Source organism: Vibrio sp. D420a, from assembly GCF_030248625.1.
In the GTDB taxonomy this organism is placed as follows: domain Bacteria; phylum Pseudomonadota; class Gammaproteobacteria; order Enterobacterales; family Vibrionaceae; genus Vibrio; species Vibrio fortis_A.
Genome location: NZ_JAHGAN010000028.1, coordinates 172,872 through 198,312 on the forward strand (window position 1 = coordinate 172,872; position 25,441 = coordinate 198,312).

26 protein-coding genes are annotated in these 25,441 nt (G+C 43.3%); 9 read left to right on the forward strand and 17 right to left on the reverse strand.

Annotated features, from left to right (window positions below; all coding sequences use genetic code 11):
* Positions 1 to 269: 269 nt before the first annotated feature.
* Both KI743_RS18430 and cobB read left to right on the forward strand, forming a co-directional pair.
* On the forward strand, positions 270 to 1,490 hold the full coding sequence (locus KI743_RS18430; RefSeq protein ID WP_285467662.1) for an ammonium transporter: 1,221 nt from the start codon (positions 270 to 272) through the stop codon (positions 1,488 to 1,490).
* 266 nt (positions 1,491 to 1,756) lie between these two features.
* Entirely contained in the window at positions 1,757 to 2,491 is a 735-nt protein-coding gene (cobB, locus tag KI743_RS18435; RefSeq protein WP_032549049.1) for a Sir2 family NAD+-dependent deacetylase, read from the forward strand.
* 102 nt (positions 2,492 to 2,593) lie between these two features.
* Here the strand turns inward: cobB and KI743_RS18440 are convergent, their stop codons facing one another.
* From KI743_RS18440 to potA, 7 genes are all read right to left on the reverse strand, one after another.
* The gene (locus KI743_RS18440; RefSeq protein ID WP_160168782.1) at positions 2,594 to 2,746 is read right to left on the reverse strand and encodes a hypothetical protein; all 153 of its coding nucleotides are present in this window, start codon (positions 2,744 to 2,746) and stop codon (positions 2,594 to 2,596) included.
* Between the two features lie 140 nt (positions 2,747 to 2,886).
* On the reverse strand, positions 2,887 to 3,672 hold the full coding sequence (locus tag KI743_RS18445; RefSeq protein WP_285467664.1) for a GGDEF domain-containing protein: 786 nt from the start codon (positions 3,670 to 3,672) through the stop codon (positions 2,887 to 2,889).
* Positions 3,673 to 3,768: 96 nt separating this feature from the next.
* Positions 3,769 to 4,806 (reverse strand): extracellular solute-binding protein, encoded by a 1,038-nt coding sequence (locus tag KI743_RS18450; protein ID WP_150872425.1) that lies wholly within the window; start codon positions 4,804 to 4,806, stop codon positions 3,769 to 3,771.
* Positions 4,807 to 4,948: 142 nt separating this feature from the next.
* Positions 4,949 to 5,983, reverse strand: coding sequence for an extracellular solute-binding protein (locus KI743_RS18455; RefSeq protein ID WP_032549053.1), 1,035 nt, complete (start codon positions 5,981 to 5,983; stop codon positions 4,949 to 4,951).
* A gap of 95 nt (positions 5,984 to 6,078) precedes the next feature.
* Positions 6,079 to 6,849, reverse strand: a complete 771-nt coding sequence (gene potC / locus KI743_RS18460; RefSeq protein ID WP_032549054.1) for a spermidine/putrescine ABC transporter permease PotC — start codon at positions 6,847 to 6,849, stop codon at positions 6,079 to 6,081.
* Positions 6,849 to 7,706: a spermidine/putrescine ABC transporter permease PotB gene (gene potB / locus KI743_RS18465; RefSeq protein ID WP_032549056.1), complete on the reverse strand. Its 858-nt coding sequence runs from the start codon at positions 7,704 to 7,706 to the stop codon at positions 6,849 to 6,851. The genes potC and potB overlap by 1 nt, the downstream gene beginning before the upstream one ends.
* Positions 7,690 to 8,805 (reverse strand): spermidine/putrescine ABC transporter ATP-binding protein PotA, encoded by a 1,116-nt coding sequence (gene potA / locus KI743_RS18470; protein WP_032549057.1) that lies wholly within the window; start codon positions 8,803 to 8,805, stop codon positions 7,690 to 7,692. Before potA ends, potB begins: the two co-directional genes overlap by 17 nt.
* A 330-nt stretch (positions 8,806 to 9,135) precedes the next feature.
* Between potA and KI743_RS18475 the strand changes: the two genes are divergently transcribed.
* The 4 genes from KI743_RS18475 to ttcA all read left to right on the forward strand — a co-directional run bounded on the left by KI743_RS18475 (position 9,136) and on the right by ttcA (position 12,621).
* Entirely contained in the window at positions 9,136 to 9,939 is an 804-nt protein-coding gene (locus tag KI743_RS18475; RefSeq protein ID WP_032549058.1) for a membrane protein, read from the forward strand.
* The gene (locus KI743_RS18480) at positions 9,932 to 10,789 is read left to right on the forward strand and encodes a glucosaminidase domain-containing protein (RefSeq protein WP_285467671.1); all 858 of its coding nucleotides are present in this window, start codon (positions 9,932 to 9,934) and stop codon (positions 10,787 to 10,789) included. The genes KI743_RS18475 and KI743_RS18480 overlap by 8 nt, the downstream gene beginning before the upstream one ends.
* 76 nt (positions 10,790 to 10,865) lie before the next feature.
* On the forward strand, positions 10,866 to 11,519 hold the full coding sequence (locus KI743_RS18485; RefSeq protein ID WP_285467673.1) for a DUF2987 domain-containing protein: 654 nt from the start codon (positions 10,866 to 10,868) through the stop codon (positions 11,517 to 11,519).
* 208 nt (positions 11,520 to 11,727) lie between these two features.
* On the forward strand, positions 11,728 to 12,621 hold the full coding sequence (ttcA, locus tag KI743_RS18490; RefSeq protein ID WP_150872417.1) for a tRNA 2-thiocytidine(32) synthetase TtcA: 894 nt from the start codon (positions 11,728 to 11,730) through the stop codon (positions 12,619 to 12,621).
* 81 nt (positions 12,622 to 12,702) lie between these two features.
* Here the strand turns inward: ttcA and uspE are convergent, their stop codons facing one another.
* The 10 genes from uspE to ccoN form a co-directional block, all read right to left on the reverse strand.
* Positions 12,703 to 13,650: a universal stress protein UspE gene (gene uspE, locus KI743_RS18495; RefSeq protein WP_285467675.1), complete on the reverse strand. Its 948-nt coding sequence runs from the start codon at positions 13,648 to 13,650 to the stop codon at positions 12,703 to 12,705.
* Positions 13,651 to 13,783: 133 nt separating this feature from the next.
* A complete protein-coding gene (locus KI743_RS18500; protein ID WP_032549065.1) occupies positions 13,784 to 14,530 on the reverse strand; it encodes an FNR family transcription factor in 747 nt (248 codons plus the stop codon).
* 86 nt (positions 14,531 to 14,616) lie between these two features.
* Positions 14,617 to 15,291 carry a sulfite exporter TauE/SafE family protein gene (locus tag KI743_RS18505; RefSeq protein WP_285467676.1) on the reverse strand — a complete coding sequence of 225 codons (675 nt, stop codon included), beginning with the start codon at positions 15,289 to 15,291 and terminating at the stop codon, positions 14,617 to 14,619.
* Positions 15,288 to 15,470, reverse strand: a complete 183-nt coding sequence (gene ccoS / locus KI743_RS18510; protein ID WP_032549067.1) for a cbb3-type cytochrome oxidase assembly protein CcoS — start codon at positions 15,468 to 15,470, stop codon at positions 15,288 to 15,290. The genes KI743_RS18505 and ccoS overlap by 4 nt, the downstream gene beginning before the upstream one ends.
* Positions 15,470 to 17,842 (reverse strand): heavy metal translocating P-type ATPase metal-binding domain-containing protein, encoded by a 2,373-nt coding sequence (locus KI743_RS18515; protein ID WP_285467677.1) that lies wholly within the window; start codon positions 17,840 to 17,842, stop codon positions 15,470 to 15,472. Before KI743_RS18515 ends, ccoS begins: the two co-directional genes overlap by 1 nt.
* A 3-nt stretch (positions 17,843 to 17,845) precedes the next feature.
* Positions 17,846 to 18,325: a FixH family protein gene (locus KI743_RS18520; protein WP_150872410.1), complete on the reverse strand. Its 480-nt coding sequence runs from the start codon at positions 18,323 to 18,325 to the stop codon at positions 17,846 to 17,848.
* Positions 18,326 to 18,410: 85 nt separating this feature from the next.
* Positions 18,411 to 19,385 (reverse strand): cytochrome-c oxidase, cbb3-type subunit III, encoded by a 975-nt coding sequence (gene ccoP / locus KI743_RS18525; protein ID WP_032549070.1) that lies wholly within the window; start codon positions 19,383 to 19,385, stop codon positions 18,411 to 18,413.
* A complete protein-coding gene (locus tag KI743_RS18530; RefSeq protein WP_032549071.1) occupies positions 19,385 to 19,558 on the reverse strand; it encodes a CcoQ/FixQ family Cbb3-type cytochrome c oxidase assembly chaperone in 174 nt (57 codons plus the stop codon). The genes ccoP and KI743_RS18530 overlap by 1 nt, the downstream gene beginning before the upstream one ends.
* Before the next feature lie 9 nt (positions 19,559 to 19,567).
* Positions 19,568 to 20,188: a cytochrome-c oxidase, cbb3-type subunit II gene (ccoO, locus tag KI743_RS18535; RefSeq protein WP_032549072.1), complete on the reverse strand. Its 621-nt coding sequence runs from the start codon at positions 20,186 to 20,188 to the stop codon at positions 19,568 to 19,570.
* Between the two features lie 12 nt (positions 20,189 to 20,200).
* Complete coding sequence (gene ccoN / locus KI743_RS18540; RefSeq protein ID WP_172974229.1) at positions 20,201 to 21,628, reverse strand: cytochrome-c oxidase, cbb3-type subunit I; 1,428 nt, start codon at positions 21,626 to 21,628, stop codon at positions 20,201 to 20,203.
* Positions 21,629 to 21,886: 258 nt separating this feature from the next.
* Here ccoN and KI743_RS18545 point away from each other — a divergent pair, with 258 nt between their 5' ends.
* The 3 genes from KI743_RS18545 to KI743_RS18555 all read left to right on the forward strand — a co-directional run bounded on the left by KI743_RS18545 (position 21,887) and on the right by KI743_RS18555 (position 25,262).
* Positions 21,887 to 22,249 carry a hypothetical protein gene (locus KI743_RS18545; protein ID WP_152468687.1) on the forward strand — a complete coding sequence of 121 codons (363 nt, stop codon included), beginning with the start codon at positions 21,887 to 21,889 and terminating at the stop codon, positions 22,247 to 22,249.
* Between the two features lie 101 nt (positions 22,250 to 22,350).
* Positions 22,351 to 23,535, forward strand: a complete 1,185-nt coding sequence (locus KI743_RS18550) for an FIST signal transduction protein (protein WP_285467678.1) — start codon at positions 22,351 to 22,353, stop codon at positions 23,533 to 23,535.
* On the forward strand, positions 23,535 to 25,262 hold the full coding sequence (locus tag KI743_RS18555; protein ID WP_285467679.1) for a response regulator: 1,728 nt from the start codon (positions 23,535 to 23,537) through the stop codon (positions 25,260 to 25,262). The genes KI743_RS18550 and KI743_RS18555 overlap by 1 nt, the downstream gene beginning before the upstream one ends.
* The last annotated feature ends 179 nt before the right edge of the window (positions 25,263 to 25,441 follow it).

Sequence of the window (25,441 nt, forward strand, 5' to 3'; positions counted from 1 at the left end):
TTTTCCTTAATGTTGCACGCTTCTTTATGGTGCATCTCACTATCTTGGTGCAAATAAAATTAACAACTTACATCCTGTTGCTCACCAAAATTGTGCCACTAAACATTAAATTCATTATTAATCAATAATTTACTTAGCAGTGCAAACTGCGCTTATTCGGTTCATGTGGTTTGGAACGCATTTTGCCTAACTATTGAGTCTTTAAATAATTACATCATTTAACGCGCACACAATCAGTGCAAATGATAAAGCAAAAGGAGTTAGCTTTAATGAGCCAGTCAGTCGAGCAAGTTCATAGTGCAGTACAGAACTTGACGCAAAGTTCGGACACACTGTTTTTACTACTTGGTGCCATCATGGTTTTCTTGATGCACGCAGGTTTTGCCTTCCTAGAGGTAGGTACGGTACGAAAGAAAAACCAAGTAAACGCTTTGGTGAAGATTCTTGCGGATTTTGGCGTTTCCGCCATTGCGTATTTCTTTATCGGATATTGGGTTGCTTATGGCGCACACTTTTTCGCTGATGCCGATACCCTGGCTCAAGCAAATGGCTATGAGTTAGTGAAGTTCTTCTTCTTAATGACGTTTGCTGCGGCGATTCCAGCAATTGTATCGGGTGGTATCGCAGAGCGTGCACGTTTCTACCCAGTACTATTGGCGACCTTATTTACGGTTGGGCTGGTTTATCCGTTCTTTGAAGGCATTATTTGGAATGGGAATTTTGGCCTACAGGATTGGTTCGAAGCGCAGTTCGGTTATGGCTTTCATGACTTCGCAGGTTCAATCGTCGTACATGGCGTAGGTGGTTGGATTGCATTGGTCGCAGTTTACTTTCTGGGAATGCGTAAAGGACGTATTCGTGCGGGTAAGCACACCAACTTCGCACCATCAAACATTCCTTTCTTAGCGTTAGGCGCATGGATTCTTTGTGTCGGTTGGTTTGGCTTTAACGTAATGTCAGCGCAGGCAATCAATGGCATTAGCGGCTTAGTTGCAATGAACTCTCTCATGGCGATGGTTGGCGGTATTCTAGCTGCACTGTTTGCTGGCAAGAACGACCCAGGCTTCATTCACAATGGTCCTTTGGCGGGCTTAGTCGCAGTTTGTGCTGGCTCAGACTTGATGCATCCACTCGGTGCACTCGTAACAGGTGGTGTCGCAGGCGCACTATTTGTTTACCTATTCACTTACATGCAAAACAAAACCAAGATTGATGACGTATTAGGTGTTTGGCCTCTACACGGCGTTTGTGGCGCATGGGGCGGTATCGCAGCAGGTATCTTTGGCCAACAAGCATTCTGGGGACTTGGTGGTGTGAGCTTTGTGGTACAAGTTCTGGGTACTATTGCAGGCATTGTCATTGCAGTTGGCGGTGCATTCATCGTTTACGGCATCCTAAACAAAGTGACAGGCCTTCGTTTAAGCGAGGAGGATGAATTTAACGGTGCGGATCTATCCATTCACAAGATCTCATCTGTAAGTGAAGATTAACCTTTAAACAAAGTAATCTTCTTACCTCTAGATACAGAAATTAAAAGCGGCTTCGGTCGCTTTTTTCATTTTTTGTAAAGAGCGATAAGGAGAAAAAACCGATTCAACAATCGTCTCCGAGCTATGTTTCCTCTTCAAAACTCAAGCTAGTTCACAAATGACCAATGGATACATGCACATAAGACCATGGTCTAATCCCCAAAACTATTGTTGGAATTTGAACAATGCTAAGCTGTTACAAAGTGACATATTGATAAGGACGTAATATGAATTTCCCATACAGAAATATCGTGATTCTCACAGGTGCTGGGATCTCGGCAGAATCAGGAATACAAACTTTTCGTGCGCAGGACGGATTATGGGAAAACCACAAGATCGAAGATGTGGCTACCCCCGAAGGCTTTCAACGAGACCCTGATTTGGTTCAAGCATTTTATAATAAGCGCCGTAAAGGACTGCAAAGCCCCGATATTGAGCCTAATGCTGCACACAAAGCGCTAGGGGAGCTTGAGAAGCGTTTAGATGGGAAAGTCACCATCATCACACAGAATATCGATAACCTTCATGAGAGAGGCGGTAGCGACAATGTGATACACATGCACGGCGAACTCCTAAAAGCCCGTTGCAGTGAATCGAATCAGGTTATTGAGCACAAAGATGACATTCTGACTGGTGAGCTATGTCATTGTTGCCAAATCCCAGCTCAGATGAGGCCTCACATTGTTTGGTTTGGTGAAATGCCACTACGTATGGGGGATATCTATTCAGCGTTAGAAGAAGCGGATCTATTTATTTCTATCGGTACTTCTGGCGTAGTGTACCCAGCTGCAGGCTTTGTCCACGATGCGAAAATGCATGGCGCTCATACTATTGAAATTAATCTAGAGCCAAGCGCTGTAGAAAGCGAATTTGTTGAAAAGCGTTATGGTAAGGCAAGCATTGAAGTTCCTAAATTAGTTTCAGAACTCCTATACGAAGAACCTAAAAGTTTAAGAGCTTGAAAGGAAAAATAGTCTATCGGTTTGTATAAAAACAAGGCATCACGATTCAATGTGATGCCTTGTTTGTTTTTGGTCTGATTCAACAGCACTACTCATATACAGTTAGTGCTTTTTGGCATAGAAAGCGATAGCTTCTTCACTGGTCATCCCGTAGTTTTGAATCAGGTCAACGAGTTGACGTTTTTCTTCTAGCTCAGCAAGAATCTCTGGATCAGTTTCAATTTCATAGTCATCAATATCATCTATCGGCTTCACGTCTTTTATCCTTCTGAACTACAACAAAAAAAGACTAGCATAACCAACAGAGACTCAAGCAATAGTTCACACGAAGTGCGAGTTACAGAGCAAAAACAAACTTGTGTTTTGTCTTATAACGAAGCTCCTTCTACAGCAAATTAAACACTCTTCAAGCTGTGCTTGGCCTTTTTCATTGTGTACATCGCTTTGTCTGACGCAACCAAGGCCTGTTGAAAAGTGTCTTGTGTCGCAGGGGCTACACCATATGAAAAATCAATATTTTCGCCGTGAAGCAGATTGACAACCTGATCTATAAATTCAGCGCTACGTCCTTTGAGTGCAACCACGACAAACTCGTCACCACCAATTCGAAATAGTAACTCGTCCTGAACCGCAGCTTGGCGAAGTACCTGAGAGAAGCGCACAATCATGAGATCACCTACATTATGACCTTTTAAATCATTCACGCGTTTTAGGCCATCAAGGTCCAGATAGATAACATCGAACTCGGCGAGTGTAATTGCGTCGAATTTCTTTCGGTTAAACAGGCCCGTCAACTCATCAATGTGGCTCTGAGCTTTAATGGAGGAGGTGAGTTGGGTAATACCAATCGCGATAAGCAAAAACGCGATCTGCAGTAAACCATCTTCAAGAAAAGTATCAATGAGTTCATGGCGGTCTGCCCATTCATCAAGCCTCTCGAGTTCTGTTGCGACGTCATAACAAAGGTTGAAAATAAGGAGCAGAGCACCGAAGTGCAAGATCTTATGAGGAAGTATCGCTTTTCGAGCAACAGCATAGACATAAATTACGATGATCAGTGTATTGGTTTCAAAGAATAAGTCGTAGTTTGAATCTATGTCTGTCACAGAGCTCAAGCCAAGCATCACAAAGGAGCCTAGTAGCATTAGAGTGACAATCAATAGTATAGGGTTTGCCTTCATATTAAATCGCACTTCGTGTTGTTTATTTTTATCCTATATAAAGTTTAGATAAAAAGAAAGCGGCCAACGCCGCTTTCATATTCATTTAAAAATAAACTAGTTGTTTACTTTTAGTTTTTGGAAGTACTCGTCATAAATAACGCTCGCTTCACCCACTTCGTCTTGCCAAAAACCGTTGTCCATTACAGATTGTGGTGGGAAAACGTTCTGGTCTTCAGCAAACTCTTTCGGTAGAAGAGGGTATGCCGTTTTAACTGGCGTTGGGTAGCCAATTTCTAGAGCAATTTTTGCTGCGTTTTCAGGGCGTAGTAGGAAGTCGATCATCTTGTGTGCCGCATCTACGTTTTTCGCGCCTGATGGAATCGCTAGGCTGTCCATCCAGAAAATTGCGCCTTTCTCTGGCCAGATGATGTCAATTGTTGCACCTTCTTGACGAGCCATGTATGCAGAGCCGTTCCAAAGCATACCTAGAGAAACTTCACCTGCTAGGTAAGGGTTTGCTGGGAAATCTGAGTTGAACACCAATACATTTGGCATTAGCTTCTTCAGCTCTTCGTAAGCCGCTTTGATTTCATCTGGGTTAGTTGTGTTTGGAGAGTAACCCAGCTTTGTTAGGGCAATGTGGAACACTTCACGAGAGTCGTCCATCATCATCAGCTGACCTTCCCACTGTGTATCCCATAGGTCATCCCATGATTTAACAGAAGACTTGTCTAGCATGTCTGAGTTAATGCCAATACCCGTAGCACCCCAGATATATGGGATAGAGTAGCTGTTGCTTGGGTCAAATGGTTTGTCCAAGTAGTTTGGATCCAAATCAGCAAAGTGAGTTAGCTTAGATTTGTCTAGCTCTTGAAGCATGCCTTCTTTGCGCATCTTAGATACGAAGTAAGTAGAAGGTACAACTAGGTCGTAACCTGAACCTTGAGTTTTTAACTTAGCGTACATGCTTTCGTTAGACTCGTAGGTAGAGTAGATAACTTTAATTCCAGTCTCTTCAGTGAAGTCCTCTAACACTTCGTTAGGGATGTATTCAGACCAGTTGTAAAAGTACAGTTCTTGGTCAGCTGCGAAAGAAGGAGTTGAAAGTAAGGTAGCAGCACACAATGCGCCGGTATACAGTGTTTTTTTCATTACTGTTCCGTTCATTTGTTTGATTTGAATCTGGGTTGCGGACCCAATGTGAATCGATTTATAAAAATCGCGTCGGATTATAGCAGTCTAATACGAAAATAGGCAGCCTAAGCTGCCTATTGCATTGAAATTATTATAGACCTTACTGGCCGGCTTTCAACTTCATGAAATACTCTTCATATTTCACGGTTTTGTCACCAACAGCCGCTTGCCATTCAACGCGGTCTAGATCTTCTTGAGAAGGGAACAGCGCAGGGCTATCTTTGAACTTCTCGTTCGATGCTTTTACTGCGGTTAGGTAGCCAGTGTCACGAGAGATCTGCTCTGCAATCTCAGGGCGCAGTAGGAAGTCGATCATCTTATGCGCCGCTTCTACGTTCACAGCACCAGAGCTAATTGCAAAATTATCTACCCAGCCGATACCGCCTTCTTTCGGGAATACCAGTTTAATTGGCAGGCCTTCATTTTGAGCAGCAGCAGCAGAGCCGTTCCAAAGCATACCTAGACCAACTTCGCCAGACATGTATGGCGCACCTGGGTTATCAGAGTTAAACACAAGTACGTTCGGCATCAGCTTTTGTAATTCAGCGTAAGCTTCGTCGATTTGCTTTTCGTCCGTTGTGTTGCCTGAGTAACCTAGCTTGCGAAGAGCAATGTGGAACACTTCACGCGTATCATCCATCATCATCAATTGGCCTTCAAGCTCAGGCTTCCACAAGTCTGCCCAGCTTTGGAATTCTTCTGGGTCATACATATCTGTATTAACAGCAAGACCCGTGATCGCAACAACGTGAGGAATAGAGTAGTCGTTGTTTGGATCGTACGGCTTGTCTAGGTAATTAGTATCTAGGTTAGTGAAGTTACTCAACTTAGACTTATCAATTTTTTGTAGCATACCTTCATCGCGCATTTTAGACACGAAGTAGGTTGATGGCACAACAAGGTCATAGCCTTTGTTATGCGTTTTTAGCTTTGCGTATAAGGTTTCGTTCGACTCATAGGTAGAGTAGATAACCTTAATACCTGTTTCGTTTGTGAACTTCTCTAAGATCTCACTGTTGATGTAAGGACCCCAGTTCATAAACACTAATTCTTTGTTCTCTTCTGCAGATACAGACGCAGAGAACATAGAAAGCGCACATGCACTACCAGCTAATAAAGTAGCCCATTTTTTCATTGACGTTAGCTCCGAACTAAACGTTGCCTAAAAGGCAGTAGATAGAAAAACAGAATGGCGATTTCACCATTCTGTTTATGAATTACACGTGAGGTTTACTTGATCTTCTCTCTTGCTAGCAGTTGAGAAGCAACAACTAGTATCAACGAGACCACAAGCATAACCGTTGCAAGGGCATTAACCTCTGGTGAAATTCCCACTTTTACCATTGAATAAATCTTCAATGGTAAGATTTCATATGTTGGACCAGTCACAAACGAGCTGATAATCACGTCATCAAGCGATAACGTGAAGCTCAGTAACCAACCCGCAGCAACAGCAGGTTTCGCTAGCGGAAGAATGATCTGTTTCAAGATTGTCCACTCACTCGCGCCCAAGTCTTTTGCTGCTTCCAGCATTTTGACATCAAAGCCATTCAAGCGACTGTACACTGTCACCACGACAAACGGTAGACAGAAGGTAATATGAGCCGCGAGTAGGGTAAAGAACCCAAGCTGTACGCCCATTACCAAAAACAGAGCCAGTAATGAGATTGCCATAACAATATCTGGCGACATCATCACCACAAATAGCATTGTGTTTACGACACCTTTACCTTTGAACTGGTATCGGAATAGTGCCACAGCCGTTAAGCTGCCCACGATTGTCGCCGCTGTTGCAGAGAACACAGCCACATTGAGAGAGTGCCATGCTGCCTGCATAAGGCTGTCATTATTTATGAGTGCATCATACCACTTGGTGGTGAAGCCGCCCCATTTCATGCCAAATTTGTTCGCATTAAACGAGTTTGCGATTAATACGATGATTGGTAGATATAGAAAACCATATACCAATGTCATAAAGCTGAACTTAACTGTGCGACCCATTAGTCTAGCTCCACCTTCTTATTCAATAGCTTGCCTGCACGATAGTAGGCATAAAGCATCACAGCCATTGCTGCCGTTAGCGCGATACTGGTTGCCGCACCAAACGGCCAATCTCGGGCATTCAGTACCTGGCTCTTAATCACGTTACCAATCAGTAGGTTCTTCGCACCGCCTAGTAGGTCAGAAATGTAGAACATGCCCAACGCTGGTAAAAGAACAAGCAAACAGCCGCCAATAATGCCTGGCATTGTTAGTGGCAAAATGACTTTAAGTAGCGTCTGTAACTTATTCGCACCCAAATCTTTTGCCGCTTCAATGTAGGTATCGTCCAACTTCTCAATCGCAGAGTAGAGTGGCAGAATCATGAATGGTAATAGGATGTATACCAAGCCGATCATTACTGCGGTTTCGGTATACATAATACGCATCGGCTTATCGATGATTTCTAACGCCATTAAGCTTTTATTCAACACGCCTTGAGTACCCAACACAATCTTCAAGCCGTAAGTACGAATCAGTGAGTTTGTCCAAAAAGGAACAATCACCAAGAACAGCATGAAAGGGCGCCACTTAGCCGGCATTTTCGCTACGATGTAAGCGAATGGGTAACCAATCACTAAACAAAGTAGGGTTGCCACAATCGCCATGTAGAACGAATGCGCTAAGACTTTAAAGTACAGTGGGTCAGCTAAACGAACATAGTTATCGAGCGTGAATGTCATCTCGATAAGGTTCGCTTCATCTCTAGTTAGAAAGCTTGTACCAATGATCATGATGTTTGGAATCATCACGAAAATAACAAGCCAACCAGTGATTAAAGCAATAATGGCGTTTTGTAAATTAAACTTCTTGCTCATCTTCTAGCACCACTTCCCAGCTCTCAACCCAAGTTACAGCAACTTTTTGGCCCAATGAGTGATCAACATCTGGGTCATCTTCGTTGAAGAATTCGCTTACCATTACGCGCATACCAGATTCCAGTTCAACAACTGAATCCAGCGTCATGCCTTTATAGGTACGCTCGATAATATGGCCAACAATGCCACGCTGCTCAGACTCTTTGATCTCTTCGATTCGAAGGTCTTCAGGTCTTAATAGAACTTGCAGCTTTTGTCCTTCAGTGATCTCTTTATCGTGATAGATAATAGAGTCTTCACCTTCAATCTTTGCCACGATGCGCTTTTCGTCTTGACGAGAAATTGCGGTTGCTTCGAACACGTTGATCTCACCAATGAAACGCGCAACGAATAGGTTTTTAGGCTCTTCGTAGATTTCACGTGGCGTACCATCTTGCTCGATAACACCGTCTCGCATAACGATAATACGGTCTGACATCGATAGCGCTTCTTCTTGGTCATGCGTTACAAAGATGAACGTAATACCAAGTTGGCGCTGAAGCTGCTTAAGCTCAATCTGCATCTGTTTACGAAGTTTGTAATCCAGCGCCGATAGAGATTCATCCAGCAGTAGAACTTTAGGCTTATTAACAACCGCACGCGCAATGGCGATACGTTGCTGCTGACCACCAGAGAGTTGGTGTGGTTTTCGCTGCGCCATCTGTTCTAGGCGTACCATTTTCAGAGCTTCCATTACACGAGGTTCAATCTCGGCGCTCGGAACTTTCTGCATACGTAGACCAAATGCCACATTGTCGAAGACAGTCATATGTGGGAATAGGGCGTAGCTCTGGAAAACAGTGTTTACATGCCTTTGTTCAGCAGGAACTTGGGTAACATTTTGGTCAGCTAATAGGATTTGACCACTATCTGCCGTTTCAAAACCCGCAATCATTCTTAGTACTGTGGTTTTACCACAACCGGATGGGCCTAAGATGGTGAGGAACTCACCGTGATTGACATTTAGATCAAGATTGCCGATGACTTCCTTACCATCGAAACTTTTACTAATACCAGTGAGTTGTACTACTGGCTTTCCTACTGATTGTTTAGCGTTCAACGTCTGTTTTTCTCCACCTTGGTCCTTTTCAAGACCTGTTGCTACACACTTTTAAGGCGCGCATCATAATCACCAAAATCGTGAATTCAAAGCATTTTTTATCATTGGTTGATAAAAAATTTCGCAGGTAAAAGTAAACATCCTTTACCATACTGATATTTGAGGCATTTCTGCATGAACAAGTGTTTAATTATTAACCATTAACGCACAAAAGCAAGCCTTGTTACAGAATCAAGTTTTAGTTTGCACTCGACATATGAGTATAATGAAGCCAATTTTTTATCAATAAGTTAGGTGGCTTCGAATTCGCTAGCGCACCTAGGTATCACTATGAATAATGACATCGAAAAAGACTTTAATTTAGGCGGCAGTATCGACAGAGCACTTTCTGGGGACTACGAACTGAAAGCGACAGCTGTTTTCCAAGAAGCTTGGAAGCATACGATTAGTCACTTCTTAAACTTCTCGCCGGCCATTATTGCTTTAATGTTTGTCCAGCTTGCTATCTTTTATATCGCTCTGAAGTTACAGCTTGGTGACCCGGGTATTATCCTTGATGCGGTGATTGATCCTGAAGCATTTACACCACAGATCGTTGAGTCGATTTTCATTGCTAACTTTAGCTACGAAGTTATCAGCGCGCCGGTATACGCAGGCATCAGCCTAATGGCAATGAGCCACGCTGCCGGTTTAAACACCAAACTGCGCCATATCGGTAAAGGGTTGCAATTTACGGTACCAGTGATCCTAGCAACACTATTTAGCTTAATGCTGCAGGGGATTGCAGGTATGATTCTGCCGTTCTTGTCGATTTACTTCTCTTTGGCCTTCACTCATTCGATCCTGCTTATCTGTGATAAGAAAGTTCCGCCGATGCAATCTTTACTGCTGTCACTACGCGCAGTGAACAAAAAGATATTCACGGTTGCTGCGATTTACCTGATGGTGATGCTGATGTTTATTGCGGCCGCAATGTTATACGGTATTGGCTTGATTTTCGTTTTACCTTTCTTCTTCCATGTGAAAGGCATTCTGTATCGTGAAATGTTCGGCATCAAACTGAAACTTATCGCTTCAGATAAGCCAAAAGGTGATGACGATAATAACAACGACTCACAGGTTTTCGATGCATAGTTCAGATTCAACACAAAAAGGCCGTTCTCTTGCACTCAAGGTTACGGCTTTAGCATTGGTAGGCTCGGTCTCCTTAGTTGGTCCTTACCTCTATAATGAGGAAGAGGAACGTAGAAAGGCATCTATCGAGAAAACTGAAGCAAAGGCGACAAATGTCATCCCAGAATTGGACCTGCCATCAGGGAAGCCTAACTTCGCTGCAATTGAAGATACCAACGCGAAGAAAAAAGCCTTCTTCGACTATTTACGTCCAAGTATCAATCTTGAAAACCGCCGCATAGCTAAAGAGCGCTCATTTTTAGAAAGCCTTGCCGATAAGGGCATCTCTAATGCAGATTCGGAAGACAAAGCGTACGCGAAAAGGTTAGCCAAGCTCTACAGCTTACCGCTGCCTACTGCAGGTATTAATGAGGCGTGGTTGCAAGAGATGCTGAATCGAGTAAACGTGCTTCCAGAAGCACTTGTTCTGACGCAAGCAGCCAATGAGTCTGCTTGGGGTACATCTCGATTCGCGACCGAAGCAAACAACTACTTTGGGCATTGGTGTTACAGCAAAGGGTGTGGGTTAGTACCATTACAGCGTAACGAAGGGAGCACCCATGAAGTGGCGAAATTTTCTTCTAGCCAAGAGTCCGTTCATCGCTACTTCATGAACTTAAATAGAAATAAGGCTTATCAAGACCTACGCGGTATCAGAGCGGAGTTGGCCAACAAAGGCGAAGACCTATTAACTTTCGATGCTGCGACTAAGCTAACCGAAGGTTTATTGAAATATTCTGAACGTGGTGCCGACTATGTGACTGATTTACAAGCCATGATACGCCACAACAAGGTATACTGGGTCAAATAACCGATTGAATGAACAAAGAGCAGCTGGTTAACGCTGCTCTTTTTTGTTTCCTAGCTCAACAATTATAAGAAGTACCATGAAAAAGACGACGCTTGCTATTCTAGCCTCATTGAGTCTTGGGCTGTCTCTGCCCGCTGCTGCCCAAGAGTACATGTTCACCTATTCAAAACTATACACGCAACTAAAGAACAATCTTAAAGAAGGTCACGAAGACGTAAAAGTTGCTGTATTTTTTGTAGACCAAGCCAACAATACGACTTGTCACATTCGTAAGTCTTGGATGGAAAAAGAAGAGCACTACGAAGATCTAGAGGTTTCTTCAGGTAATGAGCTTCTGATTCCTATCGACAAAAACTTGCGTTCAGCTAACCCTTTAATCTTCGTTCATACAACAGAAGAAGAGTGCGCATACTCACTCGTAGTCATGACCAAAAAGCCACTACAAGGCGAAGTACAGGTTAGCGATATAGAAACACTTCTACCGCAAATGCAGACCATGTTAGAAGACCTCAGCGGTATGTTTTCTAGTTGGTTCACACCTGATATTGAAGGTGTAACACTGGAATTCCCAAATCAACTCGATAGTGAAATCAGCCTTTCAAATGGCAAAACAATAGCAATTGAGCAAGGTCGTGCTCGCTTTACCATTGCAGAACTCGACGGCGCGAGCAGCTTTACACTGCCAGAACCAACGTTACGAGTGTTGCCATATATTCCAGCTGATAAGTAAATCGGGCTCTAACGTTTAGGCAAAACAGCAAGCACATCGCTTGCTGTTTTTGTTTGAATCTGATTGATATAGAACAGTATTGTCAATAAGAGGTGAGGTAATCTCGCGTTGACTATTTCAACCTTAAATAAAAATCCGTATAATCCACGCCCTAAAACATACCACCTAGCAATCGACAGTCGGTGTTCCCGGCAGTATGAGAATAGCAATGAACCAAAACGATAACAGAAAAGAAATCCACGAATTCAACAAGCTTCAAAAGCGCCTAAGAAGAAATGTTGGAAATGCCATCATCGACTACAACATGATCGAAGAAAATGACGTAGTAATGGCCTGTATTAGTGGCGGTAAAGACTCATTCGCTATGCTAGACATCCTGCTACGTTTACGTGAAGCAGCACCAATCAAATTTGATGTTGTTGCTGTAAACCTAGACCAAAAACAACCTGGCTTCCCTGAGCATATTCTTCCTGAGTACTTTGAAACGCTGAATATTCCTTATTACATCGTAGATAAAGACACGTACTCAGTGGTTAAAGAGAAGATCCCAGAAGGTAAGACAACGTGTGGCCTATGTTCTCGTCTGCGTCGTGGTACTTTATACTCATTCGCAGAGAAAATTGGTGCAACTAAGATCGCCCTTGGTCACCACATGGATGACATCGTTGAAACTATGTTCCTTAACATGTTCCACGGCGCTCGTCTAAAGGCTATGCCACCTAAACTACGTTCTGATGATGGCCGTAACGTTGTTATTCGTCCACTGACTTACTGTCGTGAAACGGACCTAATCAAATACGCTGAACACAAAGAGTTCCCAATCATTCCTTGTAACCTGTGTGGCTCGCAAGAGAACCTACAACGTCAATCTATTAAAGCGATGCTGATTGACTGGGATAAGAAAACTCCTGGCCGTGTTGAGAAGATCTTCAAATCAATCCAAAACGTGAGTCCAAGCCAACTGGCTGACCGCGAACTGTTTGACTTCGTAAACCTTCCACTAGACCGTAGCGGCGAGCGTGAAGAGTACGAATTCCAAGAAGCTGAAATCTCATCTTCTAACATCGATGAGTCAATGTTCATCGACGTAACTAACATCTAGTATTTACGTTAGAAAGAACAGACACAGATAGAAAAGCGCCTCTAGTTAGACTAGAGGCGCTTTTTTAATGATTGATAAAGTTTAGCTCGAGGTATGTGGATCGAGTGGGCTAATGAATCCAGCAGGTTTCAATGCCAAGACGTCGCAGTTGATTTTATCGATCACATGCTCAGCAGTATTGCCAATAAACACAGCAGAAAGACCCGTACGACCTGTCGTGCCCAAAATCACCATTGCTGCATTGTTCTCTGCTGCCACCTTAGGAATGATATCTTCAGGTAAGCCTTGCTCTACAATTGTCTGCTCTTCACACATACCGTGTTTCTGACGCAGAGCTTTCATGGCTGTTAAATGATGACCGCGAACGGCATCAGTGTACGACGTCGGATCAAACTCAGGCAGTTCAATCGTGATGTTGGCTGGAGTTACAGGGTAGGCGTTAACTAAGTAAGGCTGAGCGTCTAATCGACCAGTAATCTCTAATAGGCGATCAACCATCGCATCGTTGAGCTCAAGGTGAGATTCGGTTTCAGAACCTACGTGAACAGACGCATAAATCTTCGCGTCATCTGGCCAGTATTCGTTTTTAACTAACAAGACTGGGCTTGGACATTTACGCAATAAGTGCCAATCGGTCGGAGTAAAGATAACCGACTCAAGTGTATCGTGTTTGCGAGTGCCTTTGATTAGGATGTCGTGCTTACCACTAAATACCTCAGCGATAATCGCTTCATATGGGCGGTTATGCCACACAACTTTAACGTTGAATTCGATAGTGTCATCTAGATATGGCTCAGCCACTTTATTCATCCAGATCTCACGTTGATGAATCACACCTTTACGCATCGCGTCACGCTCGTCAGCAGAGAGCATTGATGTCATGTCATAGGAGAAATCGTAAATGGAAAGAAAGAAAGTAACGTGGCTTTTTGAAGTGCTTTTTTTAGCAAGTTGAATAGCGCGAACTAGGGCAGGTTGCTCATCATGATTGATGTCGGCGACCACTAAGATTTTGTTATAGATACTCATAACTAAGCCTACTTTTCAGACTGGACATATAAACAATGTAGCGTAGTTATAAAGAGATTAAGAGAAATATAGGAGGTTTTTGGAGAGAAACATGATGTAGCTCATTATTGAACTACATCATTGATATTTAGAACTATTCTTTAGAAACGCCAGCCAGTTCCATCAGTGCATCGTGATCTTCGATGGTGATGTACTTACCTTTAACGCTTAGGATATCCGCTTTTTGGAAGCGACCTAATAGGCGGCTGATGGTTTCGACCGTAAGACCTAGGTAGTTACCGATATCACCACGAGTCATTGTTAAACGGAACTCACGAGGGCTGAAGCCGCGTTGAGAGAAACGAGTAGACAAGTTGTAAAGGAATGCTGCAAGACGCTCTTCTGCGTTCTTCTTAGAAAGAAGCAGGATCATTTCTTGGTCACCTTTGATCTCGTTACTCATTAAACGCATGATCTGTTGGCGAAGCTTTGGCATCTTACCTGATAAGTCGTCTAGGATTTCGTATGGGATTTCACATACCATCGATGTCTCTAGCGCTTGTGCAAAGCTAGGGTGTAGATCGCCAGTAATTGCATCAAAGCCTACTAAATCACCCGCGAGGTGGAATGCAGTGATTTGCTCGTCACCTTGCTCAGTAATCGTGTAGCTTTTGATGGTACCAGAGCGTATCGCGTAAAGAGACTTAAGCTCGTCACCCGCTTTAAATAGCTCTTGGCCTTTTTGAATAGGCTTTTTTCGTTCGATGATCTGATCTAGTTGATCCAGTTCAGATTCACTCAAAGTAAATGGGATACACAGCTGGCTAATACTACAATCCTGGCAGTGGATTGCACAGCCACCAGACTGAACACGTTTCGTCACAGGCTTTTCAGAAATCATAACAATCTTTCACTATTTGATATACGTCAATATTTTAGCATCCCTTAAGACTAAAGGATAGCAAAAAAACCGCATTTAAAGCATTGCTATACGGTATAAATAATGAGCTGAATGGCTTGGTAAGCAGTAAACAGACCGTACAAAAGGATCAAAATTGCACCACACTGCCTGAATAAGTCAGCTTGTTGCAGCTTCTTGAGAAAGCCTGCGCCAAAGCCAACGGTAAGCATTGCTGGCAATGTCCCTAGGCCAAACGCAAGCATGATTCCGGCTCCATTGACCCAGCTTCCAGATACAGCTGCCCAAGTCAACATAGAGTAAACCAAACCGCAAGGAAGCCACCCCCATACAAAGCCAAATGGCAGAGCATGGCTTGGGTGTTTAAGAGGAAGTAGAGATTGTCCAATAGGAGAGACGTAGCGCCATAAACGCTTCCCGACTTTTTCAAACGCTAAAAGCCCGAACCACCATTTACCGATGTACAACGCCAGAACGATCATAAACACCGCAGCGACAAGTCTTAACCAAGCTAATGCCGCGTTGAAATCGCTTAGTTGTCCTAATGACGAAACTGCGCCGCCAATCAAACCACCGATCACCATATAACTTAATAAACGTCCGAAGTTATATAGAACAGGCGTAATAGGGGAAGGCTTTTTAGCACCGATAGAGAGTATTGACGCAATGCCACCACACATTCCCATGCAGTGGCCAGCACCAATCAAGCCGACAACAAAGGCACCAATCCAATCAGGTGTCATTTCTTGCTACTTGGTTGTTTCTTTGAAGAAGGGTCGTTCGCGTCTTCATCGAACAAAATGTTGTGACCTTGACGTTCTAGATCTTCAAATTGTTCACTTTTCACAGCCCACAAAAAGATGCCGACTGCGATACACACTAAGACGATAGCGATAGGAATGAGTATGTATAAGCTTTCCATTATTTACCTTGCTCTTTTAGAAGTCTTAATGAGTTAGACACTACAATAATAGAACTCGCTGACATGCCAACTACAGCGATATACGGTGCGACGAGGCCAGCAACCGCAAGCGGCAGTATAAGTAGATTATACCCTAATGACCACGCTAAGTTTTCACGGATGATTTTACGCGTTTTCAATGCCAACTTACGTGATTGAAGTAGTCTATCTAGCTTATCACCCAATAAAACCATATCAGCCGATGCTTTGGCTACGTCTGTACCACCACCCATAGCAACAGAGAGATGAGCACCAGCCAGAATAGGGGCGTCGTTGATACCATCGCCCACCATCATAGTGATGTCTTTGTCGTCACGAGAGTTAAGGTAAGCAAGCTTATCTTCTGGTTTCGCGTTCGCCACGATATCAGTGATACCGATCTCTTCTGCAACAGGTTTGGCGTTCACCAGAGAATCACCTGTTAAAAGAGTGGTCTTAATACCCGCTTCTTTAAACTTCTGAATGAACTCAATACTCTCTTTACGAATTGGGTCTTCATACACAAAGGTGGCGATATGTTTGTCATCCAGAGAAAGATAGATACCGTTGCTCTGATCATTCTGCGCCTGACCAAGAATAAACTCGCTACTACCGATAGCCACTTTGTGACCGTCCCATTCTCCAGTAATACCAGAGCCAATCACGTTGTTCACTGATTCTACTTTTATGTCCTCAGATTCGTAGGCTTTAAACGCCTTAGCGATTGGGTGATTGGCGTGTTGTTCAAGGCTTGCAGCTATCTGTAGACAAGTATCCTTGTCTAACTCTGCATGCGTTTCAGTTTGGCTAATACGGATATCGCCTTCGGTCAGTGTGCCCGTTTTATCTATAATCAGATGGTTCACTTTACACAACGTCTCAAAAACATGCCCTTTACGCAGTAGGATGCCAAAGTTACCCATACGCGAAGTAGAACAAGTGATTGCCGTTGGCGTAGCAAGAGACAATGCACAAGGACAGGTCGCTACCAGTACTGAGAGCATGATCCAGAACGCATCTTCTGGTTTAGTTTGATGCCAGTACAACCAGGTGCCAAACGAGATAATCAGAATCACGGCAACGAAGTAACGCGCAACAATATCAGCAATTTCTGCAATACGCGGCTTAGAGAGCTGCGCTTCATCTTGCAAACGTACAATATTAGAGATAACAGAGTCGGCCTTAGAGCTTTTAACTTCTAACTCAAAAGACTCATCACCATTCAAGGTACCTGCGAAAACAGAATCATCTTGGTTTTTAACCACATGGATTGATTCACCCGTCAACATTGACTCATCAATGTGAACGCGGCCAGAAAGTACGATACCGTCTGCAGGAATATGTTCGCCTGGTAATACGCGAATTTTGTCGCCGACTTTTAGCGTCTTAACAGGAATCTGTTCGCCATCTAATGTCGTCGCCATCGCTGGTACGAGTTTAAGCAGGTTACCACTCGCCGCAGCGGCTTTGCGACGTGCCCGCATCTCTAGGAATCGTCCTAACAGCAGGAAGAACGTAAACATAGAGATAGATTCGAAGAAGACTTCACCTTGCTCTGTGACTGTAGCCACCAAGCTCGCAACATAAGCGAACAATAGGGCGATCGACACGGGTACGTCCATGCCGAGAGTTCGACCTTTAATACTGCGCCAAGCATTAATGTAGAAAGGTAGAGCAGAATAGAGAAGAACCGGTGTAGCGAAGATCAAGCTAACCCAACGGAAGTAGTGTTTAAATTCAGGCTCAAGGTTGCCGAATACTTCAAGGTAGAGTGCGACCGCGAGCATCATCACTTGCATCGTCGCCAAACCTGCAACGCCTAAGCGGTACAAGTAGTTCTTCATCGAGCGATGGTAGGCTGCTTCTTGTTGGTCGGCCTCAAAAGGCGCCGCTTTGTAGCCAAGGGTATGAATGGCTGACAGAAGTTCACTTAGTTTCGTCTTGGTATTGTCCCAGCTAAGTAGGGCACGGTTGGTTGTCGTGTTGACACGGATACCATAAACACCATCTTGAGAGGAGACTTGCTTCTCAATCAACCACGCACAAGCTGCACAAGAGACCCCTTCTAGTGACAATGTCACTTCAGAGGTATTTTCTGAGTTACGAACAAACTCAAGTTGCACATCTTCATTGTCGTAATGACTCAGTGCAAGCAGTTGTTCTGGGACAAGATCAGCTTTTTCAGCCGGAGCGGTACGATACTGGTAGTAGGAGACTAAGCCACTATCAACGATGGTTTGGGCTACGGTTTCGCAGCCCGGGCAACACATTGGACGTATAGAGCCTAATATTTCTACTTTAAAATCCGTTTCCGCTGGTACATCTTCACCGCAGTGATAACAGGATTCACTCATACTTTAGTTCTCTAGCTTGATTTTGTTTTCTAGAGGGAAGGTAATACGGCCTTGCACCAACCATTCTTCGTTATGTGGCGTCAATTCAATGAACCAAGGACCTTCAATTTCATGCTGCGTGTTGAGCACATAATCGCCTTGAGCGTTTGCTGTAAGCAACTGCGTGAAATCACGGTCAGGAAGAGTACGGTGAACAAACATGGCACTGATCGCAGGGAAGTGCTCTAGTTTGCCTTTATCTAGTGAGATGATGATTGACTCGCCACGCTCAGAAATATCTGCTGACAGGCCTAGCTCTTTTGCTACGTTAACTTTAGAGATATCGACATTAATGCCTTTCCCTTTTTTATAGTAATCCTCAGTCACTAAGTCGACAGAGTTTTGTGTAAATACAATAACCGTTAAGATCGTCCAGACCACAACTGTCGCAGGCAACGCGATTAAGAACCACGGCCAAAACTGTTTATACCAAGGCTTTACCATAAAAAAGATCTCGAAAAAGAATAAAAAGAAGTGCTTATAAAATAAAGGAAAGACAGCCCCTAAGAAAGGGGCTGTTATTGAAATGTTACTTATTATCTGAGTTGCTTAAGCTCCACACATATGCAGAAACTAGTTGAACTTTTTCTTCACCTAGAATGTCCTTCCATGCTGGCATTACACCAGAACGGCCGTACATTACAGTTTCTGTTACATCTGCGCGAGAATCGCCGAACAACCAATCGCGGTCAGTCAGGTCAGGTGCGCCTACAGCAGGGTTACCTTTACCATCTGTACCGTGACACGCTGCACACACGACGAAACGAGCTTTACCGGCTTCAGCTTCACGAGCGTTAACGCTACGACCAGAAAGGCTAAGAGTGTAGCTAACTACTTCTTTTACGCCTTCTTCGCCAAGAGCGTCTTTCCAGCCTGGCATTTGACCAACACGACCGTGTAGTACTGTCGTTAGGATCGCTTCCGGCTCACCGCCGTATAGCCAAGCATCGTCAGTTAGGTTAGGGAAACCTTTCTGACCACGTGCATCTGAACCGTGACACTGAGAACAGTTTTGTAGGAACAAACGTTGACCTACTTTAATTGCTTCAGAGTCTGATGCGATATCAGGGATAGAACGAAGACCGTTATCATCGTATGCAAGTTGGTTAAACGCTTCGCCAAAGTAGTTATTAGCGTCGTCTAGCTCTTTCGCATATTGGTCTAGTCGCTTGTTCTGTTGAGCGTCAACTACAGAAGCACGAGATTGTGCTACCGAAGTAACAGTCTGGTCAGAACTCGTCCAACCTAGAACGCCTTTAAAGTTACCTAGACCTGGATAAAGGATGAAGTAGATTACCGCGAACACAAGCGTGCCGATAAATAGGTAAGTCCACCACTTCGGAAGAGGGTTGTTTAGCTCACGAATACCATCGTATTCATGACCCATGTCATCACCTTCTTCAATACCCGTTTTGTTCGAGAAGCATGAGCGAAGTAAAACCGCACAACCAATGAGTGTACCGATAGTAATTACGGAAACCCAGATACTCCAGAATGTACTCATTACTTAGTCACTCCTTGTTCTTTTGAACTCGTTTCAGCTTCATCCGCAAAAACTAGGTTTGCATCGTCTTCGAAACGAGATTTACGATTCTTGCCAAATGCCCACCAAACGATGCCGATAAAACAAGCAAAAACGGTCACAGTCCAAACGCTTTGAAATGTAATAATGTCCATAGTCATTCCTTATTTCATTGCGTGGCCAAGAGATTGAAGGTAAGCAATGATTGCATCCATCTCTGTTTTGCCTTCAACATCTTGCTTCGCGTTAGCAATCTGTTCGTCTGTGTAAGGAACGCCAAATTGGTTGCGGAAGAGTTCAAGCTTCTGCTGAGTCAATTTGCCATCAAGTACATTGTCTTCAAGCCATGGGAAACCAGGCATGTTTGACTCTGGAACAAGTTCACGAGGGTCAATTAGGTGAACACGGTGCCACTCGTCAGAGTAACGATCACCAACACGCGCTAGATCCGGACCAGTACGCTTAGAGCCCCATAGGAATGGGTGTTCCCAAACGCTTTCACCAGCTACAGAGTAGTGGCCGTAACGCTCAGTCTCAGAACGGAATGGACGAATCATTTGGCTGTGACATACGTTACAACCTTCACGAATGTAGATGTCACGACCTTCCATCTCAAGAGCAGAGTAAACACGTAGGTTATCTACAGGTTCAGTTGTCTGCTTTTGGAAGATAAGAGGAGTGATCTCTACAAGAGCACCGAAGCTGATTGCGATAACGATCAGGATTGCTAGCAAGCCAACGTTTTTTTCTACCAACTCATGGCGATTATTTGAATTTGAGCTCATTCTTAAATCTCCTTAAGCCGGTTGCGCGATAGCTTTTAAGCTAGCTTTTGGTGCTGTAACAGTTTTGTACGTGTTGTATGCCATTAAGAACATACCGCTTAGGAAGATGAAACCACCTAGGAAACGTACAAAGTAGAATGGGTAAGATGCTTCTACAGATTCAACGAAGCTGTAAGTCAACGTACCGTCAGAGTTAACTGCACGCCACATTAGACCTTGCATCACACCTGAGATCCACATTGCTACGATGTAGAAAACAGTACCGATTGTTGCCAACCAGAAGTGAACATTGATTAGAGATACAGAGTACATACGTTCTTGACCAAATAGCTTAGGAACTAAGTGGTAAACAGAACCGATAGAAACCATTGCAACCCAACCTAATGCACCGGAGTGTACGTGACCGATAGTCCAGTCAGTGTAGTGAGATAGTGCGTTAACCGTCTTAATAGCCATCATCGGGCCTTCGAAAGTCGACATGCCGTAGAAAGATAGAGAAACGATTAGGAAACGTAGGATAGGGTCGTAACGTAGCTTATGCCACGCACCAGATAGAGTCATGATACCGTTGATCATACCACCCCAAGAAGGAGCGAATAGAACAAGAGACATAACCATACCTAGAGATTGAGTCCAGTCAGGTAGTGCTGTGTAGTGTAGGTGGTGAGGACCAGCCCAGATATACAGAGACACTAGAGCCCAGAAGTGAACAATCGATAGACGGTAAGAATAAACAGGGCGTTCAGCTTGCTTAGGTACGAAGTAGTACATCATACCTAGGAAACCAGCTGTTAACAGGAAGCCTACCGCGTTGTGACCGTACCACCATTGTACCATTGCATCGATAGCACCTGAGTAAATCGAGTACGATTTAAACGCAGATACAGGAACAGCTAGGCTGTTAACGATGTGCAACACGGCAACCGTGATAATGAAGGCTCCGAAGAACCAGTTTGCTACGTAGATGTGTGATGTCTTACGCTTAATCATGGTTCCGAAGAACACGACTGCATAAGCTACCCACACAAGCGTGATAGCGATATCGATTGGCCATTCTAGTTCTGCGTATTCTTTACCAGAGGTTAAACCTAACGGTAAAGTAATTGCAGCGGACAGAATAATCGCTTGCCAACCCCAGAAGGTGAAGGCTACGAGAGGGCCACCAAAGAGACGCGTCTGACAGGTGCGTTGTACAACATAATATGATGTTGCAAACAGGGCACTTGTACCGAACGCAAAAATAACCGCATTAGTATGCAGGGGACGTAAACGACTGTACGTCAGCCACGGCGTATCAAAGTTTAGCTGTGGCCAAACTAATTGAGCGGCAATCAAAACACCAACGCCCATACCGACAATACCCCAAAGAATAGTTACTAAGGTGAACTGACGGACGACCGTATAGTTGTAGTTTTGTTCAAGCTGCTTTTCTTGGCTCATTTGCATGCTTCCAATTTCTTATTTACTACACTTTACTTCCAACACGACTCACGTCGTAATGCCACCCAAATCAGAAAAAGAAACTCAGACTATTCAGAACTTTATTTCCGCTTGCTGATTTTAAAAAAAAGTGGCATTTTCAACGCGACACTATACTTGAATTAACAAATCAATGACAGAGTAGTAACCTTACGGTTGGTCAGGAAATGTATTTTTATTTAAAAACTTTGAACTTTGTAACAAGGAGTAAAGGATAAAATGGCAGCACAAAAGCTCACAAAAGGCAGACTTGTACAAATTATCGTCATGTTGTCTATTTTATTAGCTGCATTTACTTGGAGAACAGTGACATACGAAAATAACGAAACGGTTGACTGTATTCTTTCTACGCCGTGTGAAATTACTATTGATAAATATAATGTTAGAGTTTCAAGTGATAATCACAACTATTTAATCGAAACATCTGAAAGTAACAAAATTGATATTAGCTATGAGGGAGGCGGGTCTTTAGTCACGAAAAGTCCATCTTCTTGGTTGCTTACAACCGATGAACCGACATCACAAATAACAGTCACAACCACGCAACAAGATCATAGTGTTTCGGTCACCCTCTCAAAATAGTCAATATGAGGTCGGAGGTGGCGATAAACTTGTACTAAATCAGTAAAAACTCACGCCTCAAAATGTTATAACTGAGCGATTAATAAATTAATCAAGCGTTTATGAAGTTTCTCTCAAAAGTTTCCTACTCACATGACAACGTTATCGCTGTTCAAGAGCTCCTCGCGGGTTTAGAGCGAACTCATGAGATCGCTTGTCTTATCTGCTACTGCACCGAAGAGTATTCCACGTTCGCGATTCAGGAGTTGCTAAAACAACACCTCCCAAATATACCAATTCAAGGTTGTACGACCTGTCATGGGATAATGACAGAGACTGGGTTTCATTCAGGTCCAGTTATCGGTGTATTAGCCATTTATGATTCAGGAATCAATGCATATGGCACGGGGATAAAGAGCTTCAATGGCGATGTTACCTCAAGCACCTATGATGCTATTGATATAGCATTGAAAAAGGCAGACCGAGCAGGGGAAGTACCCGACCTTATTCTTCTTCATTCAACGCCGGGCAATGAAGAAACGGTCATGGATGCGATTGATTCGAAATTCGGAACCGAAGTACCGATAATTGGTGGCAGTGCAGCTGATAATAAGGTTTCGGGAAACTGGAGTATATTTACAGAAGATCTCGTTTCTATTAATGGTGTTTCGCTTACTGTATTTTTCTCATCGCAATCTGTATATAGCTCACTCAATGCTGGACACACGCAAACTGAATTTTCTGGCACAGTAACAAAAGCGCGAGATCGTATACTCCAAGAGATTGATAATAAGCCGGCTGTTGATGTCTACAATGAATGGACCAATTATCACTTGGGAAGCTCAGATGATGGCTTTATTTTCGAACAGTCATCTGTCTATCCGCTTGGACGAAAGGTGGGTTCTTCGTATAAAACACCTTATTTCAAGTTATCTCATTCAATTAGGCAAACTGAGTGTAAAGGCATTGAATTATTTACCGATATTAATGAGGGTGATGTCATTCATCTCATGCAAGGATCTAGAAAGCAGATCATTAGTAGAGCTGCCAATATCATACATTCATCCTACTTTAACGACATGGATCATGAAGAGAAACTGGGCGCGATCAACATCTTCTGCGCAGGTCCGATGCTAAGTCTTAAACAAGATATGAGCGAAGTCTGCACCCAAATAAATCAAGCACTTAATGGACTTCCGTATATATGTCCATTCACTTTTGGCGAACAAGGACGTCTGTGTGGTGGCGAGAACGCACATGGTAACTTGATGGTGTCATCTGCCACATTTTATAGGTTAAAAAAGTAATGGGTACGGACAACCAAGAAGCGTTGCAAGAAGCACTTGTTCAATTAGAGAGAGCTAAGTCACGAGAGCGCAGTTTAGCTGAAGAGAATAGGGTGATCTTGTCGACAATATCTGAAATTAGTAAAGCTAACTCAATCTCGGATATATTCTCCAGCCTAGAACTAGTGCTTAAGAAGTATATAAAGTTCGATGACTTCATAGTAATTTCGCGTGTCAATAATAGAGATAGTTTTAAAACGCTTCTAACTAACAATCGTGTTTACGAAAATATCCTCTGGCGCGACTCAGGAAAGCTGTCTCGTGTTATTAATGGCGAATGCACGATATTATTTGAGCCTCGAAATCTTCCGGAGTTTAGTTCACTCAACTCTATATTGCTTGATCAGATCAACTCTGTATTGATGACAGGTATCGATACAGGTTTAACCCAGTCGGTTATCGTATTCATTCACTCCAATACAAAGCACTTTAGTGTTGAAACTAAAGCCACATTGAATCGTTTCAGACCTCTAATTGAACGTGCCGTGTTCGACATTGAAAATAAAGAGAAGTTAGAAGCGACTGTTAGAGAACGTACTGCCGAGCTCATCTCTGCACGTAAAGAAGAAGAACGAGCAAACAAAGCCAAATCTGAATTCTTGGCAATGATGAGCCACGAACTCCGGACACCACTGAATGCCATTATCGGACTGATAGAAACACTAAAGTGCTCAGAACTTACTTGCGAACAACGCTCGATCATTCAGAGCATGGGAACATCTTCTGAACTATTATTGGCTATAATTAGCGACGTACTGGACTTCTCCAAAATTGAATCCGGTTGCTTTTCACTGGCTCCTCAATGGAACAACGTAAGAGACACTGTAACTTTTGTATTATCAGAACAAAAGAAGATAGCAGACGCTAAAGGACTGACGTTAAATCTGTCCTGTGAGATGCCTGAAAACGAACTACATTACATAGACCAAACTAGACTTGCGCAGATTCTGTTTAACTTGGTGGGTAACGCCATTAAGTTCACAGAGCAAGGTGAAGTCAACATCGGTATTCATTACCAACAAAGCGCATTCCACATATCGGTTGAAGACACAGGGATTGGAATGAAGCCGCAACAGTTAGCTTCGCTATTCAGTCCATTTGTTCAAGCAGACAGTACCATTACACGTAGATTTGGTGGGACAGGTTTAGGTTTAGCGATTACCAAACGCCTAGTTGAGTTAATGGACGGTAGGATTGAAGTCGCGAGTGAACTCAACAAGGGATCATACTTCAAAGTTCAATTACCAGTGTTAAGTCGATTACATCAGAACGCTGAGAAAGAAGAAATATGCTGCCCAACAGACACATGTTTCAGGGCTCAATACTCAGTGTTAATCGTTGAAGACAATCCAACGAATCAAATGGTAATCCAGCTGATTTTGTCACGACAAGGGCATAAAGTTTTCATCACAAGCAACGGACAAGAAGCAATAGACTTTATCCAATCTGAAGAAGCACCAATAGACATTATTCTTATGGACGTTTCAATGCCGGTAATGGACGGTTTAACAACCACCAAACTGATGAGACAAAACAACATAGACATACCAATCGTCGCGCTGACAGCTCATACATCTAACGAGGATAAAGTCTCATGCTTGGATGTGGGTATGAATGATTTCGTGACCAAACCGGTAAGAACCAAAGAGATCACAGAAGCGATCGATCGTTTATTAGTAGAGTCCTAATAAACGTATTCTGAATCGAAGATTATGAATATGATTATTAGGTATTTTATGGTAAATAGATTTTCGGTTAAATTGAACTGGTTTACCTGTAGCAAAGCGAAGGTGGGGTGTGGATATAAGGAGTTATATCTCGCTCAGACGTGCACAATTTAACATAATATACATAATACGCAGTTGGC